This is a genomic window from Pseudomonas fragariae (ex Marin et al. 2024), from assembly GCF_059621105.1.
The window spans coordinates 1140770-1155460 of the sequence record NZ_CM184369.1; the positions used below are offsets into that span (position 1 = coordinate 1140770).

The 14691-nt window shown below is 58.9% G+C and carries 13 protein-coding genes, 1 tRNA gene and 1 pseudogene; 3 read left to right on the forward strand and 12 right to left on the reverse strand.

Annotated features, from left to right (window positions below; genetic code table 11):
* Positions 1 to 51: 51 nt before the first annotated feature.
* The 7 genes from AC54XV_RS05155 to AC54XV_RS05185 form a co-directional block, all read right to left on the reverse strand.
* Positions 52 to 1332 carry a TRAP transporter large permease gene (locus tag AC54XV_RS05155; RefSeq protein ID WP_003404808.1) on the reverse strand — a complete coding sequence of 427 codons (1281 nt, stop codon included), beginning with the start codon at positions 1330 to 1332 and terminating at the stop codon, positions 52 to 54.
* The gene (locus tag AC54XV_RS05160) at positions 1333 to 1860 is read right to left on the reverse strand and encodes a TRAP transporter small permease (protein WP_003404809.1); all 528 of its coding nucleotides are present in this window, start codon (positions 1858 to 1860) and stop codon (positions 1333 to 1335) included.
* A gap of 62 nt (positions 1861 to 1922) precedes the next feature.
* Positions 1923 to 2948 carry a TRAP transporter substrate-binding protein gene (locus tag AC54XV_RS05165; protein WP_024652567.1) on the reverse strand — a complete coding sequence of 342 codons (1026 nt, stop codon included), beginning with the start codon at positions 2946 to 2948 and terminating at the stop codon, positions 1923 to 1925.
* A 57-nt stretch (positions 2949 to 3005) separates the two neighbouring features.
* Positions 3006 to 3890: a glucurono-1,5-lactonase gene (locus tag AC54XV_RS05170; RefSeq protein ID WP_011266702.1), complete on the reverse strand. Its 885-nt coding sequence runs from the start codon at positions 3888 to 3890 to the stop codon at positions 3006 to 3008.
* 42 nt (positions 3891 to 3932) lie between these two features.
* A complete protein-coding gene (locus AC54XV_RS05175; RefSeq protein ID WP_003404814.1) occupies positions 3933 to 4760 on the reverse strand; it encodes an NAD-dependent epimerase/dehydratase family protein in 828 nt (275 codons plus the stop codon).
* A gap of 179 nt (positions 4761 to 4939) precedes the next feature.
* A complete protein-coding gene (locus tag AC54XV_RS05180; RefSeq protein ID WP_096126465.1) occupies positions 4940 to 6208 on the reverse strand; it encodes an OprD family porin in 1269 nt (422 codons plus the stop codon).
* A gap of 142 nt (positions 6209 to 6350) precedes the next feature.
* Entirely contained in the window at positions 6351 to 6482 is a 132-nt protein-coding gene (locus AC54XV_RS05185; RefSeq protein WP_257207041.1) for a hypothetical protein, read from the reverse strand.
* A 226-nt stretch (positions 6483 to 6708) separates the two neighbouring features.
* Here AC54XV_RS05185 and budC point away from each other — a divergent pair, with 226 nt between their 5' ends.
* On the forward strand, positions 6709 to 7473 hold the full coding sequence (gene budC, locus AC54XV_RS05190) for a meso-2,3-butanediol dehydrogenase (protein ID WP_003404822.1): 765 nt from the start codon (positions 6709 to 6711) through the stop codon (positions 7471 to 7473).
* A gap of 63 nt (positions 7474 to 7536) precedes the next feature.
* Here budC and AC54XV_RS05195 read toward each other — a convergent pair whose 3' ends face one another.
* Together AC54XV_RS05195 and AC54XV_RS05200 are read right to left on the reverse strand one after the other, a co-directional pair.
* Entirely contained in the window at positions 7537 to 8400 is an 864-nt protein-coding gene (locus AC54XV_RS05195; RefSeq protein WP_370661162.1) for a methyl-accepting chemotaxis protein, read from the reverse strand.
* 39 nt (positions 8401 to 8439) lie between these two features.
* Positions 8440 to 9621, reverse strand: a pseudogene (locus AC54XV_RS05200) (methyl-accepting chemotaxis protein); the annotation flags it as partial.
* 215 nt (positions 9622 to 9836) lie between these two features.
* On the opposite strand from AC54XV_RS05200, the gene AC54XV_RS05205 reads away from it, so the two are divergent.
* Entirely contained in the window at positions 9837 to 11717 is a 1881-nt protein-coding gene (locus AC54XV_RS05205) for a methyl-accepting chemotaxis protein (RefSeq protein ID WP_011266705.1), read from the forward strand.
* Between the two features lie 159 nt (positions 11718 to 11876).
* Here AC54XV_RS05205 and AC54XV_RS05210 read toward each other — a convergent pair whose 3' ends face one another.
* Complete coding sequence (locus AC54XV_RS05210) at positions 11877 to 12140, reverse strand: hypothetical protein (RefSeq protein ID WP_011266706.1); 264 nt, start codon at positions 12138 to 12140, stop codon at positions 11877 to 11879.
* 131 nt (positions 12141 to 12271) lie between these two features.
* Positions 12272 to 13414: an FMN-dependent L-lactate dehydrogenase LldD gene (gene lldD, locus AC54XV_RS05215; RefSeq protein WP_496718077.1), complete on the reverse strand. Its 1143-nt coding sequence runs from the start codon at positions 13412 to 13414 to the stop codon at positions 12272 to 12274.
* A gap of 130 nt (positions 13415 to 13544) precedes the next feature.
* On the opposite strand from lldD, the gene AC54XV_RS05220 reads away from it, so the two are divergent.
* The gene (locus AC54XV_RS05220; RefSeq protein ID WP_496718079.1) at positions 13545 to 14441 is read left to right on the forward strand and encodes a LysR family transcriptional regulator; all 897 of its coding nucleotides are present in this window, start codon (positions 13545 to 13547) and stop codon (positions 14439 to 14441) included.
* 148 nt (positions 14442 to 14589) lie between these two features.
* Here AC54XV_RS05220 and AC54XV_RS05225 read toward each other — a convergent pair.
* Positions 14590 to 14666 (reverse strand) — tRNA-Met (locus AC54XV_RS05225).
* Positions 14667 to 14691: the final 25 nt, after the last annotated feature.

Here is a 14691-nt window from a genome sequence, read left to right on the forward strand (position 1 = left end):
GTGCATGCCGGAGCGCTTTCAAGCGCTCCGGCAGCCTTGCAGCTGGAGACGTCAGAGCACGACGCTCGGCAGCCACAACGAGATGGCAGGAATGTAGGTCACCAGCATCAGCACCAGGAACAGCGCGACATAGAACGGCACCAGTGCTTTTACCGTGGCTTCGATGGTGACCTTGCCCACCGCAGCACCGACGAACAGCACCGCGCCTACCGGCGGGGTAATCAGCCCGATCCCCAGATTGACCAGCATGATCATGCCGAAGTGCACCGGATCGATACCGACACCGACGATGACCGGCAACAGAATCGGGGTCAGGATCAGAATCAGCGGCGCCATATCCATGACCGTGCCGAGCAGCAGCAACATCACGTTGATGCACATCAGGATCACGTAGCGGTTGTCCGACAGGGTCAGGAACGCGGTGGTGATCTTCATCGGGATTTCCATCAGCGTCAGGATGTAACCGAAGCTGGCGGCAAAACCGATCAGAATCATCACGATGGAAATGGTGCGTGCCGCCCGGTGCATCAGTTTGGGCAGATCGCGCCATTTGTAATCGCGGTAGATGAACATGGTGACAAAGAACGCCCAGAGCACGGCAATCGCCGCCGACTCGGTGGCCGTGAAAATCCCCGACAGAATGCCGCCGAGAATAATGACCATGGCCATCATCCCCCAGAGCGCTTCACCGGCGATTTTCAGCGCCTGACGCAGCGGCACTACTTCACCCTTGGGGTAATTGCGCTTGCGCGCGAAGATCATGCACAGGCCCATCATCACCGCGCTGAGCAGCAGGCCCGGCAGGATCCCGGCCATGAACAGCGACGCGATCGACACCGTGCCGCCTGCCGCCAGCGAATAGAGCACCGAGTTGTGGCTGGGCGGAGTCAGCAGCGCCTGCACCGAGCCGCTGACGGTCACTGCCGTCGAGAAGTCGCGCGGGTAGCCGTTGCGTTCCATTTCCGGGATAAGCACCGAGCCTACCGAGGCCGTGTCGGCCACCGAGGAACCCGAGATCGCGCCGAAGAAAGTCGAAGCCACGATATTGACCAGCGACAGCCCGCCACGCACGAAGCCCACCAGCACCGCAGCAAAGGCGACCAGACGTCGCGACATGCCGCCTTCGGCCATGATCGCGCCGGCCAGCACGAAGAACGGAATCGCCAACAGCGAGAATTTGTTAACCCCGCCCGCAATCTGGATCATCAGCGCATCGGCCGGGATGTCGATCCACCAGGCGCCGATCAGGGCTGAAAGGCCCAGTGCGTAGGCCACCGGCATGCCGATCAGGATCAACGCGATAAAGCTGCCCAACAGTATAAAAGCGTCCATTTATGCAGCACCTTCGCTTTCTTCAATGACGTCGAAGCGCATCACTGCGCGATGACTCTGGTCACCCAGAAACAGTCTTTCCAGGACGAATACCAGCGTCACGAGGCCGCCAATGGGGATCGGCAGATAAGAGATGCCGACGCGCAGAAACGGCAGTTCGCCGACGAATTGATTCCAGGTGGTGGCGCACAGCTTGAAGCCCTTGAAAATCATGAACAGGGCGACGATCGCCATCAGGATCTGCACCACTACACTGGCGACTCTGCGCACCTGCTGCGGCATGCGGTCCACGGCCATCGACACGGCCATGTGCGCACCGGCCCGGTAACTGGCGGCGGCGCCGAAGAAGGTAAACACCACCATCAGCAGGATGGCGGTGGGTTCAGGCCAGCTGGAGCCGCTGCCGAGGATGTAGCGGGCAAAGATGCCCCAGGGAATGATCAGGGTCATGATCAACACCGACAGACCGGCAATGCCGATGCAGACCCGATAAAGCGTGTCGTTGATGCGCAATAGCGTATTTTTCATAAGGCTCACCACTGCGGCGGCGAACGAGCTGGTGCTCGTTCCCGCTGCGTAATCGGACAGGCTTATTGGGCCGCTTGGGGGTTGCTCGCCGCCAGTGCCGGATCGGTCTGGACCGCTCCGATGCGGTCGATCAGACCCTTATATTTCGCACCGTATTTGTCGCGTACCGGCTGGGTCGCGTCGTAGAAGGCTTTCTTCTGCTCGGGCGTCAGCGTGATGAACTCCACGCCAGCAGCCTTGAGCTTGGTCTCGGCATCGGCTGACGACTTGTCCCACAGCACGCGTTCTTCCATCTGCGCTTCACGTGCGAGCTTTTTCACCAGTGCCTGCTGCTCGGGGTTGAGCTTTTCCCACGTGGTTTTCGACATCACGATGGGCTCGGGCAGGATCAGGTGTTCGGTCATGGTGAAGAACTTGGCGTTCTGGTAGTGGTTATGCTGGAAATACGTCGGCGGGTTGTTTTCCGCACCGTCAATGACGCCGGTCTGCAGGGCGCTGAAGATCTCGCCGGTGGCCATGGCGATGCCGTTGCCGCCCATATCGTTAATGGTTTCGATAAACACCGGGTTGCCCTGAACGCGGATTTTCATGCCTTTGAGGTCGGAAATCTGGCGTACCGGCTTCTTGGTGTACAGGTTGCGGGTGCCGCCATCCATCCACGCCAGGGCGACCATGTTGAATTCGGAGTTGGTGATCTTGTCGAGAATTTCCTGACCGATCTGGCCATCGATGATGGTGCGCATATGCGCCTGATCATGGAACACGAACGGCAGGTTGAAGACGTTGACGTCCGGCACTACCGGGCCAACGATGCCGAGGCTGACGCGGGTCATCTGCACGGCGCCACTCTGGACCTGCTCGACGACTTCCTTCTCGGAGCCGAGCACACCGCCAGCGTACATTTTGAAACTGATCTCGCCCTTGGACTGTTCTTCGAGTTTCTTGCCCATGTTCTGCTCTGCCACGACCGGCGCATAGCCAGCAGGGTGAACCTCGGCGAACTTGATTTTGATGTCAGCGTGGGCCATGCCTGATACACAGAAGGCCAGCGGAAGTGCTGCGATGAGGAGCTTGCGTTTGAAATCCATGGATATCTCCGATTTTGTTATTTTTGGTCGAGCTACGGGATTTTCGGTAGGGCGCTGTCAGCCCTGAAACGTGGGTTCCTCCAGGCCCTGCACGCCAGGTCGCAGGGCGAAAACGCCACCGGCCAGCGGCTGATCGCCGATGTCGCCACCCGGGCGAATCGACGTCACGAACAGGGTGTCCAGATTGGGGCCGCCAAAGGCACACATGGCTGGCTTTTTCACCGGCACGACCAGCGAGCGGTCGAGTTTGCCGGTGGGAGTGAAGCGGTGAACCAGGCCTGCGTCGTTGCCACAGATCCAGTAGCAGCCGTCGGCGTCGATCGCTGCGCCGTCAGGGCGACCCAGGTGATGGTTCATGTCGACGAACAGGCGGCGATTGTGTGGCGTGCCGCTGTCGGTGTCGTAATCGAACGCCCAGATCTGCTGCACGCTGGGGTGCGAGTCGGACAGGTACATGACCTTGCCGTCGGGGCTGAACGCCAGGCCGTTGGGGACGATGAAATCCTTGAGCTGTGCGTCCAGTGTCTTCTGGCCGGCACTGTAGCGATACAACGCACCCACCCTCGCACCGGCGGCCATGTCCATGAACATGGTGCCCGCCCAGAACCGACCCTGTCGGTCGCAGCGGCCGTCATTGAAGCGCATGCCTGTCTGCGCGTGTTCGACGCCGGCCAGAAGCGTGCTGATCAGGCTGCCGTCTTCGCAGGGCTGCAAATGAAAGATTCCGTTCTCCATCCCCGCCACCCAGCCACCCCGGCTGTCGGCGGCGATACAGGCGAGCATTTGCGGCGCTTTCCAGCTGCGCGTGCTGTCCTGATTGAAGTCCCAGCGATGCAGCTCGCCCTTGGGAATATCCACCCAGTACAGCGCTTGATCACGCACGCTCCAGACCGGGCTTTCGCCGGTGGCGTTCTGTGCATCGACAATCAGTTCGGCATCCATGACGGTTCGTGTCTCCAGAGTGCTGCGAGAGGAAAGCGCTGCTTATTGGTCGCCGAACGGTCCTGAAGCGACAAAGGCACCGCCCTGGTAGAGCATTGCCGGGTCATCGGCTGCCGGCAGCGGCTGGGCGTCGACCTTCTCGCGGAACACTTCCGAGCTGTCCTTCGGGGTGTAATCCAGTTTGCTGGCCAGGCGGTTGTCCCACCACACGGTCTTGTTGTCCGAAACGCCGTAGACCACGGTGTGGCCCACGTCTGGCGTGTACAGCGAGCGTTCGATCAACTGGGTCAGGTCGCCAAAGCTCAGCCAGGTGCTCATCATTCGGCGGTTTTGCGGTTCGGCAAACGAGGAGCCGATGCGGATGCTGACGGTTTCGATGCCGTAGCGATCGAAGTAGAAGCTGGCCATGTCTTCGCCGTAGGACTTGGACAGACCGTAGTAGCTGTCCGGACGGCGAGGGGAGTGCGCGTCGATGGTCTCGGTCTGCTTGTAGAAACCGATCACGTGGTTGGAACTGGCGAAGATCACGCGTTTCACGCCGTGCCGGCGGGCCGCTTCGTAGATGTGGAACACGCCGCAGATATTGGCACCGAGGATCTCTTCGAACGGTCGCTCGACCGACACACCGCCGAAATGCACGATCGCATCGACGCCTTCGACCAGTTGGTGTACGGCATCCTTGTTGGCCAGATCGCAGACCTGAACTTCTTCACGGTCGTCGACAGCGGGTGCCATCTCGGCAATGTCGGAAAGCCGCAGCACGTTTGCGTAAGGGCGCAGTGTTTCGCGCAATACCTTGCCCAGGCCGCCTGCCGCGCCGGTCAGCAGGAGGCGATTGAAGGGAGTTTGAGTGGTATGAGCCGATGCCATGAGAGAAGTCCCGATTGTTATTTTTGTCATCTGTTGTCGTATGACTTGCCGGATTATCGGCACCGCATACGCTGATTGTCAACGCGGCCAAGGTCTAAAAACGGGCTGGGCACGCCCTTGGCCGGATACATTTGTAACAAGGCAAAACCTGCCGTCGCCGACAGGCTCTGCCACCGCTTTCAGAGCAACGAAATAGGGTAGCTGACGAACACGCGATTCTCGTCGAATTCGTTGGTGCTGAAATCGCGACGCAGGCTGGAGTTGCGCCATTTGACGTTCAGGTTCTTCAGCGCACCGCTTTGTACGGTATAGGCCAGTTCGGATTCCCGGCCCCATTCCTTGCCGTCGGTGATGTTGCCGGTGTGCACATTGTCGCCGCTGATGTAGCGGTTCATCAGGGTCAGGCCGGGTACGCCCAGCGTCGCGAAGTTGTAGTCGTGGCGCAGTTGCCAGGATTTCTCTTTGGCGTTGTCGTAGCTGGAGTTGTAACTGTCGTTGGCCAGCGTACCGCCACTGGTGCCGTTGACGCGCATCCACGCGGTGTCGCCGGTGAGTTTTTGCAGGCCGACATAGAAGGTGCTGCCGCCATAGCGGGCCGAGAGCAGCGCGTAGGCCGTCTTGTTATCCAGGTCGCCGGCCAGTTTGTTGCCGTCTTCCTTGCCGATGAAGTAACCCAGATTCGCGCCCAGGGTCCAGTCGCCGAGCGGCTGGCTGTGCAGCAGGTTGAAGAATTGCTGCTGGTAGATGTCCTGCAGTTCCGAGTACCAGACGCCTACCTGAGTAAGCTTGTCGTTGAAGACATACTCGCCGCCGCCGAAGTTGAAGCGGTCCGAAGTGAATGCGCCTCGCCCGTTCAGCGACATGTCTTCCATGCTCGCGTCGTTGCGCGGGCTGTTGCCGCGGAATTGCCCGCCATACAGGGTCAGGCCGTCGATCTCCTTGGACGTGACCTGACCACCGCGAAACGTCTGCGGCAAGGAGCGACCGTCATCGGAGCGCAGGATCGGCAGCACTGGCATCCATTCACCGACCTTCAGTTCGGTCTTGGAAAACCGCGCCTTGCCTGCCACGCCCAGGCGCCCGAAATCATCGGCCGGCCGCCCGTCGCTGTGGATCGGCAGCAACTGAGTGCCACCCGTACCCTTGCCGCCATCGAGCTTGACCGAGTACAGGCCCAGCACGTCAACCCCGAAGCCCACCACGCCCTGGGTGAAGCCCGACTTGGCGTCGAGAATGAAACTTTGTGTCCATTCCTCGGCCTTGCCCTGCGGCGCGGCGCTGCTGGGATAGGCAGGATTGGTGAAATTACGGTTGAAGTAGGCATTACGCAGGTTGAGCGTGGCCTTGGTGTCGTCGACGAAACCCTCGGCCATGCCGAGCATCGGGAAAATCAGCGTCATGCCGCCGACGCCCAGCAGGATGCTTGAGCGGGTAGTGTGAGATGTCATTATTGTTGTGCTCCCTTGTTTAGTGAAACCGTCCCCTTTCCTGGCCGCGCGCAAGCGGCGGCCGACACCTTCGAGGATTACGTGATGCCTGTCGCCAGGCATGGCCTCGACCTGCAGACGGCCGAGTACCGTTCGCTGTGTTTCAGCGAATGGTGTGAATCGAGAAGGGTGTCTGGTAGTGCGAGTGTTCAGTAAACAACGAGGTATCACCGATCCAGGCTTCGATGATTGAGCCCTTGCTGATCGAGCGGGCAGGCGCGGCGTGAGTGTTCATGATGGACAGGCCTCGGTGTTGTTTTTATTTTTGGCGTTATAGGTTGTCGTACAACTGCGAGGATTATTTGCAGACCATCGCCGCGTTGTCAACGCACCCATGGTCGAGGTTTAACGATTCATCAGTCATTTACAGCGCCACCGAAAGCAAAATCAAATGCGAGTGAACGCTGCAGGCGGGTGTGCAGTCCACCCGATAATCCCGTTCATTTTTAGGAGACTGCCGAATGAATCGTTTCACCCAGAAAGTCATCGTCGTCACAGGTGCCGGTTCCGGAATCGGCGAAGCGACCGCCAAACGTTTTGCCGAGGAAGGCGCAAGCGTGGTGCTGGTCGGCCGCAATCACGACAAGCTGGCCAAGGTGGCCGCGCAACTGAAGGGCGAAGGGCACTTGGTCAGAGCCACGGATGTGGCCGACCCGAGCGACGTGGAAGCGCTGTTCAAGGAAGTGGCGACCCGCTTCGGGCGCCTGGATGTTCTGGTCAACAATGCCGGCATCGTCAAGTCCGGCAAAGTGACCGAGCTGGGCATAGAGGACTGGAAAGAGCTGATGTCCGTGGACCTGGACGGCGTGTTCTATTGCACCCGCACCGCCATGCCGGCACTGATCGCCAGCAAAGGCAACATCATCAATGTCTCGTCGGTGTCCGGTCTGGGCGGCGACTGGGGCATGAGCTTCTATAACGCGGCCAAGGGTGCCATCACCAACTTCACCCGTTCGCTGGCCATGGACCATGGGGCTGACGGCGTGCGCGTGAATGCCGTTTGCCCCTCACTGACCCGCAGCGAGCTGACCGAAGACATGCTCGGCGACAAAGCGTTGATGGCCAAATTCATGGAGCGCATCCCATTGGGGCGCCCGGGTGAAGCCGAAGACGTCGGCGACGTGATTGCCTTTTTGGCCAGCGATGACGCGCGCTTCGTGACCGGCGTCAACCTGCCGGTAGACGGTGGCCTGTCGGCGTCCAACGGGCAGCCGCCGCAGGCCTGATTGTCACGGGTGCAGAAACAATCAAGCCCGGTAAAGACCGGGCTTGATGTCAACGCTGGGTGATCAGATGCGGAAGCGGCTGACCATCGTCTGCAGTTGCCCGCCCAGGCGTGCCAGTTCGACGCTGGACGCAGCGGTTTCTTCGCTGGCCGAAGCAGTCTGCTCGGACACATCGCGGACATTGACGATGCTGCGGCTGATTTCTTCAGCGACCGCGCTTTGCTCTTCAGCGGCGGCGGCAATCTGCTGGTTCATCGCCTGAATGCTGGAAACCGTTTGCGTGATGCTGCCCAGCGACGTACCTGCCTGACGGCTGAGGGTCACGCTGCTGACGGTCAGTTCGCGGCTGTTGAGCATGATGCTGGACACCTGGCGCGTACCGCTTTGCAGCGCAGCGACCAGTGTTTCGATCTCCACGGTGGACTGCTGCGTACGTTGTGCCAGGCCGCGAACTTCGTCGGCAACCACGGCAAAACCACGTCCGGCTTCACCCGCACGAGCCGCTTCGATGGCGGCGTTGAGCGCCAGCAGGTTGGTCTGTTCGGCCACCGCCTTGATGACGTCCATGACCTTGCCGATCTTGTCGCTTTCCTGCTCCAACTGAGTCATGGCATCGACCGAGCGGCCCACTTCATTGGCCAGACGCTCGATCTGGACGATCGCTTCACCCACCACCTTGTCACCGTCACGCGCTTCGCGGTCGGCGTTGGACGCGGCCTGCGAGGCCTGTTCGGCGTTACGCGCAACTTCTGCAACCGTCGCCGACATCTCGTGCATGGCGGTGGCGACCTGATCGGTTTCGACTTTCTGGCTGTTGACGCCAGCGCTGGTCTGTTCGGTAACCGCCGACAGCTCTTCGGCGGCACTGGCGATCTGTACGACGCTGTCGCGAATACCGCCAATCAGTTCGCGCAGAGTGGTGCCCATGCGCTGGATGCCTTGCTGCAGAACGCCGAGCTCATCACTGCGTGTCACCGCGAGGGTCTGGGTCAGGTCACCGGACGCAATACGGTCGACCACTGCCAGGGTTTCCCGCAGGGGACGGGTAATCTGCCGGGTGATGATCACTGCGGCGATAATGCCCAGAATGATAGCCAACAGGGTGCAGGTGATCTGCGTGGTACGTGCCTGTGCGCTTTCCTGATCGCGGCGATCCAGTTGCAGCTTGTACATGTCCTCGCTGATCTTGACGATATCCTGCCCTTGCGTGGTCATTTCCTTGCGCGCCTGGACAATCGTGCCCGTGGCGGCCTTGAAGTTCTGCAAGGTCGTCCGGTAGGCCATCAACGAGGTTTCCAGCTGCCTGAGCTGATCGGCCTGAGTGCCGCTGAAGGTTGTCTTGAGCGCGTCCAGATCCTTGATGGCCGCATCCAGTTTCGAAACAGCTGCCTGCTCGGTCTCGGGCGTGGCATTGGTGGTGTAGCCGCGCACTTCATAGCGTGCGAGTCTCAAGTCATCTTTGGCATCGGTGACGAGTCGGTACTGCTCGAACCGGTTGGCGTCAGCCGGGTCCATGTTTCTGACTTCAGTCACAAGCTGCTCGAACACCGCGAGGCTTTTGACCGCATGGGTCGTCAGCTCATCACGCGCAGCGGTGCTGGCCTTGTAGCCACTGCGCATGTTGTTGAGGGACTTCTGGTAGTCAGCGATCACGATGCCCAACTGATCGAGCATTTTCAGGTTTTCGGGACTTTTGAACGAGGCGCGCAGTTTTTCCTGATACGCCTTGAAGCTGTCCAGCGAGGTCTGCACGGTTTCGGCTACCTTCTCGTCGCCGTCGGCCACCATATATTGCAGGCGCGTCACGCGCAGTTTGGTCAACTGCGCATTGAGTGAAGTAATGTCACTCATCCAGTTACTGCGGTTGATCAGCCCGCTCATGCTGGTCCAGCCAGTCAGTGCAAGAATGGCTGTAAAAACAAGTACCAGACCGAAGCCGAGGGCCAGTTTCATATTCACGCTGATGTTTGCAAACCAGCTACTCATTGAATTCTCCAACAACTGCCATTGAAACGGTCTTATCCCTGAAAGGTATGGCATACAGGTCAGGGCGGGGTGAGGTATACAGACACTATCGGCAGGAACTGGCCAAGCTGAAATAAAAAATAAAGAAAGTTCCACGACGCCTGGAATATTTTTTCCAGGCATATCATTTGCGCCAGCACACCGTTATAAAGCACCGCCGAAGTCATTAAAGTAGAGCGCCGAATTCCAGAGGGAACGGCACACCGTCGGCAGTGTTTGCGAGACCAAAACCCTATCCGTTGCAGGTTCATTGTGTGTGCAGGGCATGACATTTTTTGTGTCGCGACTTGCTCTGGCCTCCGAGCCTTCTTCCAGCAGTCCTGTTGAGATGCCTTGTCATGAATTTAAAGTTTCGTCATAAGATTCTGCTGGCCGCGGCCGGTGTAGTGGTGCTGGCGTTCGCCTTGTTCACTTTGTACAACGATTACCTGCAACGTAAGACGATCAACCAGAACCTCGAGTCCTCCGTGGGTCAAGCGGGTCAACTGACTGCCAGCAGCGTCCAGAACTGGCTGAGCGGGCGCATTCTGGTGCTGGAAAACCTCACCCAGAACGTAGCCTTTCAGGGGGTCAATTCCGACCTCAGCGGACTGGTATCGCAGTCTGCGCTGGTATCGACCTTTCAGTTCACCTATGTCGGTGACAGCAAAGGCACATTCACCCAGCGGCCCAATGTGGACATGCCCGCGGGCTACGACCCTCGCCAACGGCCCTGGTACAAGTCCACCGTCGACGCAGGCAAGACCATTCTCAGCGCGCCGTATCTGGCTTCTGTGGGTGGCCTGGTGGTAACGATCGCCAGCCCGGTCAAGGCGGCGGGCCAGGTCACGGGCGTCGTCGGCGGCGACCTGAGCCTCGACACGCTGGTCAAGATCATCAACTCGGTTGAATTCGGCGGGCTGGGTTACGCCTTTCTGGTCAGTGGCGACGGACAGATCATCGTCAGTCCGGACAAGGAACAGGTGATGAAAAACCTCAAGGACATCTACCCCGGACAGACCATCAGCCTGGACGCGCGCCTGCGTGAGGTGACCCTCAATGGCCAGCAACGGCTGCTGTCATTTACCCCGATCACCGGGCTGCCCTCGGCTGACTGGTACATTGGCCTGTCGATCGACAAGGACAAGGCCTATGCGCCATTGAGCCAGTTTCGCAGCTCTGCGATGGTTGCCGTGCTGATTGCAGTGGCCGTGATTGCGTTGCTGTTGAGCCTGCTCATTCGTGCGCTGATGCGCCCGCTGACCGACATGGGTCGTGCTATGCAGGACATCGCCCAGGGCGAGGGTGATCTGACCCGGCGCCTGAGCATCCAGGGCAAGGACGAGTTCGCAGCGCTGGGTGGCTCGTTCAATCAGTTCGTGGAGCGCGTGCACGCGTCCATCGTCGAAGTGTCCTCCGCAACGCTTCAGGTGCATGACCTGTCGCAACGGGTGGTCAACTCCTCCAACTCGTCCATTGTCGGTTTCGATGAGCAGAGCGCCCGAACCAACAACGTCGCTGCAGCTATCAACGAGCTGGGCGCTGCAACCCAGGAGATTGCCCGTAACGCATCGGACGCCTCTATCCAGGCCAGTGAGGCCCGCAACCAGGCAGAAGATGGCCAGGTAGTGGTCGAGAAAACGATACATGCCATGAGCGCGCTGTCGGCCAAGATCAGTGATTCCTGCACGCAGATCGAGCAACTCAACGCCAGCACCGAAAATATCGGTCACATTCTTGATGTCATCAAAGGCATCTCGCAGCAGACCAATCTGCTGGCCCTCAACGCCGCCATCGAAGCCGCCCGCGCGGGGGAGGCCGGACGCGGTTTTGCGGTAGTTGCCGACGAGGTGCGCAACCTTGCGCATCGTACCCAGACCTCTGCCGACGAGATTCACAAGATGATTGGCAGCCTGCAGAGCGGCTCTCAGCATGCCGTACTCAACATGAATGAAAGCCAGACGTCGAGTCAGGAAAGTGTCGAAGTTGCCAATCAGGCGGGCAGTCGTCTGCGTGATGTGACACGGCGCATTGGCGATATCGATGGCATGAATCAATCCGTTGCTGCGGCGACAGAAGAGCAGACTGCCGTTGTAGAAACCCTCAATATCGATATCAATCAGATCAACACGCTTAATCAACAAGGTGTGGCCAACCTTAATGAAACGCTCAAGGACTGTGCTGCGCTTTCGCAACAAGCCGGGCGTTTGAAGCAACTGGTCGACAGTTTCAAGATCTGACCGTACATCCAGTAACAGAGGCCGGGCCACTTATACGTAGCCCGGTCTTCAAGAGTGAGGGCTTGCAAGGACCAGTGAGTGGGGGGGGGCAGCAAGCCCGCTGGACCGTCCAGCATCATCCGCCCATTAAAAAAGCCTGCTCGGTGGCAGGCTTTTTGGTCAGAGATCCTTTTTAACCTCTTTATCGATGTGCTTGTCAGCCTTGTGACGTTCCCTGTCGTCATGCTTAGCACCTTTGTCGACCTCGTCAGCGTCGTGCTTCACGCCCTTGTCCACTTCCTTGGCGTCATGATCGACGCCTTTATCCAGTTCACGGTTATCGTGTCGGACACCCTTTTCCAACTCACTCTCTGCAAAGGCGACGGGCGCTACAGCACCCGTCAGGAAGAGGGCGGCAGTCATTGAGAGTACGAGTTTACGCATGCTTTGCTCCTTCATGAGAAATGCTGGCTCTTCTTGAGCCATCACTTTCGAGCATAGACCAGGCATGCAGAGTGAAAAATGCAGTTCGTCGAAAGGCCGACCCGGATAACGATTCAGTCCAGCCCCGGCCTTCAAGCAACTGCTTTAACCAGAATGCTTTCGTCGATCTGCTCAATCGATGTCACCCCGGTCAACGTCATCGCCACATGCATTTCCCTGGCAAAAATATCCAGCATATTCTCGACGCCACGCTGCCCATCGGCGCCCAGCGCATAGGCCATCGAGCGTCCGAGCAACACGCCTTTGGCACCGAGGGCGAGCATGCGCACCACATCAAGACCCGAGCGAATGCCGGAGTCGGCCAGCACTGTCAGGTCACTGCCGACCGCCTGAACAATCGGCGGCAAAGCCTTGGCGGTGGACAGCACGCCATCCAGCTGACGTCCGCCGTGGTTGGATACGACAATGCCGTCCGCGCCAAAACTCAGCGCATCCCTGGCATCCTGCGGATCGAGAATACCCTTGATGATCATCGGGCCTTGCCAGAGCTCACGAATCCACTCCAGATCCTTCCAGCTGATGGACGGGTCGAAGTTGTTCGCCAGCCAGCCCACATAATCTTCCAGCGTGGTGGCCTTGCCCAGGTATCTGGAGATATTGCCCAGATCATGAGGGCGACCGAGCAGGCCGACATTCAGTGCCCAGTCCGGCTTGGTCATGGCTTGCAGAATGCGTCGAGGCGCGGCATAAGGCCCTGACATGCCCGAGTGCGCATCACGATAACGCGCGCCGGGCGTTGGCATGTCGACGGTAAAGACCAGCGTCGTGACGCCCGCCGCCTTGGCACGCTCCAGAGCGTTTTTCATAAAGCCACGGTCTTTGAGTACGTAGAGCTGAAACCAGATTGCCTGCTTGCTCTGCGACGCTACCTCTTCAATCGAACACACCGACACCGTCGACAGACAGAATGGAATCCGCTTGTTCGCCGCGGCCCTGGCTGCCTGCACTTCACCGCGGCGCGCATACATTCCGCTCAGGCCTACGGGGCTGAGGATAATCGGCATCGCCAGGGATTCGCCAAACAGTCTGGTTTCAAGACTCACGTTATCGACATTTTTCAGGACGCGCTGGCGCAGGCTGATATCGGCCAGGTCCGAACCATTGGCACGCAGCGTGTGCTCTGCATACGCACCGCCGTCAATGTAATCAAACAGAAAACGCGGGAGTTTGCGTTTGGCCGCTGCACGGTAGTCGGATGCCGAAGAAATAATCATGACGTTTTCCTGAGCGAATAAATCTACGAAGCGAGGCCGCCAAGGGAGAGCGGCAGATTCAGATTACGGAAAAACCGACTATGATCAAAACAACTAATACAACTTGAATTCAGTCGGAAATCGAATACTTGTGAACCTTCGAACATTACGCACTTTTGTCGAAGTGGTACGTCAGGGTAGCTTCTCCCAGGCCGCTGACGTGGTGTCGCTTACCCAGTCCACCGTCAGCAAAGCCGTCAAGACCCTTGAAGACGAATTGGGCACGCCGCTGTTGAGCCGCATTGGCCACCGCAGCGAACTGACCGCCGCCGGCGAAATCGTCTACCGCCGTGCTCTCATCCTGTTGGCAGAACGCAACGATCTGCTGACCGAGCTCAACGAGCTGCGCGGTTTGAAGGGTGGCGTGCTGCGCATCGGTCTGCCCCCCGTCGGCAGCGGTGCGCTTTTCGCCGCCATGTTCACTCAATACCGCGCCCGCTATCCGAATATCGATATTCAGCTCACCGAACACGGCGCGAGCAAACTGCATGAGTGCCTGGCTTCGGGAGAAGTCGAGCTGGCAGCACTGTTGAAGATGAACTCGTTCAGCGAAGAGTTCGATTACCAGGATGTGCGTATCGAGCCAGTGGTGGTGGTCATGGCAGAGAACCACCCGTTGGCCAAGCGCAAACGGGTCGTCATTGAAGACCTGGCCGAAACGCCGTTTATCCTCTTCGAGGCCGGATTTGCACTGAATACCATGATCAAACTGGCCTGCGACCGCAAGGGCGTGACGCCCAAAGTGACTGCACGCAGCGGTCAGGTCGACTTTATTGTGGATCTGGTCTCGGCAGGGCTGGGTGTCGCGTTCTTGCCGAGGATGCTGGCGCAGAAGCACTATCACGACGGGATTCGACTGGTTGCGCTGAACGAGCCGGATACCGATTGGCATATGGTGTTGGCATGGCGCAAAAACGCGCACTTGTCACCTGCGGCCGAGGCCTGGTTGGCGCTTGCCAGGGAAATCCGTCTCCCGACGACGTCCTGAAATCCCGGAGGCGTGCTTTAAGCACACGCAGGGGGGCTGGGAGGCATAAGAGGTGTGACAAAACAGGAAGGCCAGAAACAAGAAAGCCCGCACGAGGCGGGCTTCTTGTTGATTCACAGTGATCATAAGAAAACTGTGAATCGGTACTTGGTGGCTACACAGGGACTTGAACCCCGGACCCCAGCATTATGAATGCTATGCTCTAACCAACTGAGCTATGTAGCCAAGTGGCGCGCATTATTCTCGGAGA

Excerpts from the sequence above, each read along its gene's own strand:
- AC54XV_RS05155 (WP_003404808.1), bottom strand. The coding sequence starts at position 1,332 with ATGGACGCTTTTATACTGTTGGGCAGCTTTATCGCGTTGATCCTGATC.
- AC54XV_RS05160 (WP_003404809.1), bottom strand. The coding sequence starts at position 1,860 with ATGAAAAATACGCTATTGCGCATCAACGACACGCTTTATCGGGTCTGC.
- AC54XV_RS05165 (WP_024652567.1), bottom strand. The coding sequence starts at position 2,948 with ATGGATTTCAAACGCAAGCTCCTCATCGCAGCACTTCCGCTGGCCTTC.
- AC54XV_RS05170 (WP_011266702.1), bottom strand. The coding sequence starts at position 3,890 with ATGGATGCCGAACTGATTGTCGATGCACAGAACGCCACCGGCGAAAGC.
- AC54XV_RS05175 (WP_003404814.1), bottom strand. The coding sequence starts at position 4,760 with ATGGCATCGGCTCATACCACTCAAACTCCCTTCAATCGCCTCCTGCTG.
- AC54XV_RS05180 (WP_096126465.1), bottom strand. The coding sequence starts at position 6,208 with ATGACATCTCACACTACCCGCTCAAGCATCCTGCTGGGCGTCGGCGGC.
- AC54XV_RS05185 (WP_257207041.1), bottom strand. The coding sequence starts at position 6,482 with ATGAACACTCACGCCGCGCCTGCCCGCTCGATCAGCAAGGGCTCAATC.
- budC (WP_003404822.1), top strand. The coding sequence starts at position 6,709 with ATGAATCGTTTCACCCAGAAAGTCATCGTCGTCACAGGTGCCGGTTCC.
- AC54XV_RS05195 (WP_370661162.1), bottom strand. The coding sequence starts at position 8,400 with ATGGGCACCACTCTGCGCGAACTGATTGGCGGTATTCGCGACAGCGTC.
- AC54XV_RS05205 (WP_011266705.1), top strand. The coding sequence starts at position 9,837 with ATGAATTTAAAGTTTCGTCATAAGATTCTGCTGGCCGCGGCCGGTGTA.
- AC54XV_RS05210 (WP_011266706.1), bottom strand. The coding sequence starts at position 12,140 with ATGCGTAAACTCGTACTCTCAATGACTGCCGCCCTCTTCCTGACGGGT.
- lldD (WP_496718077.1), bottom strand. The coding sequence starts at position 13,414 with ATGATTATTTCTTCGGCATCCGACTACCGTGCAGCGGCCAAACGCAAA.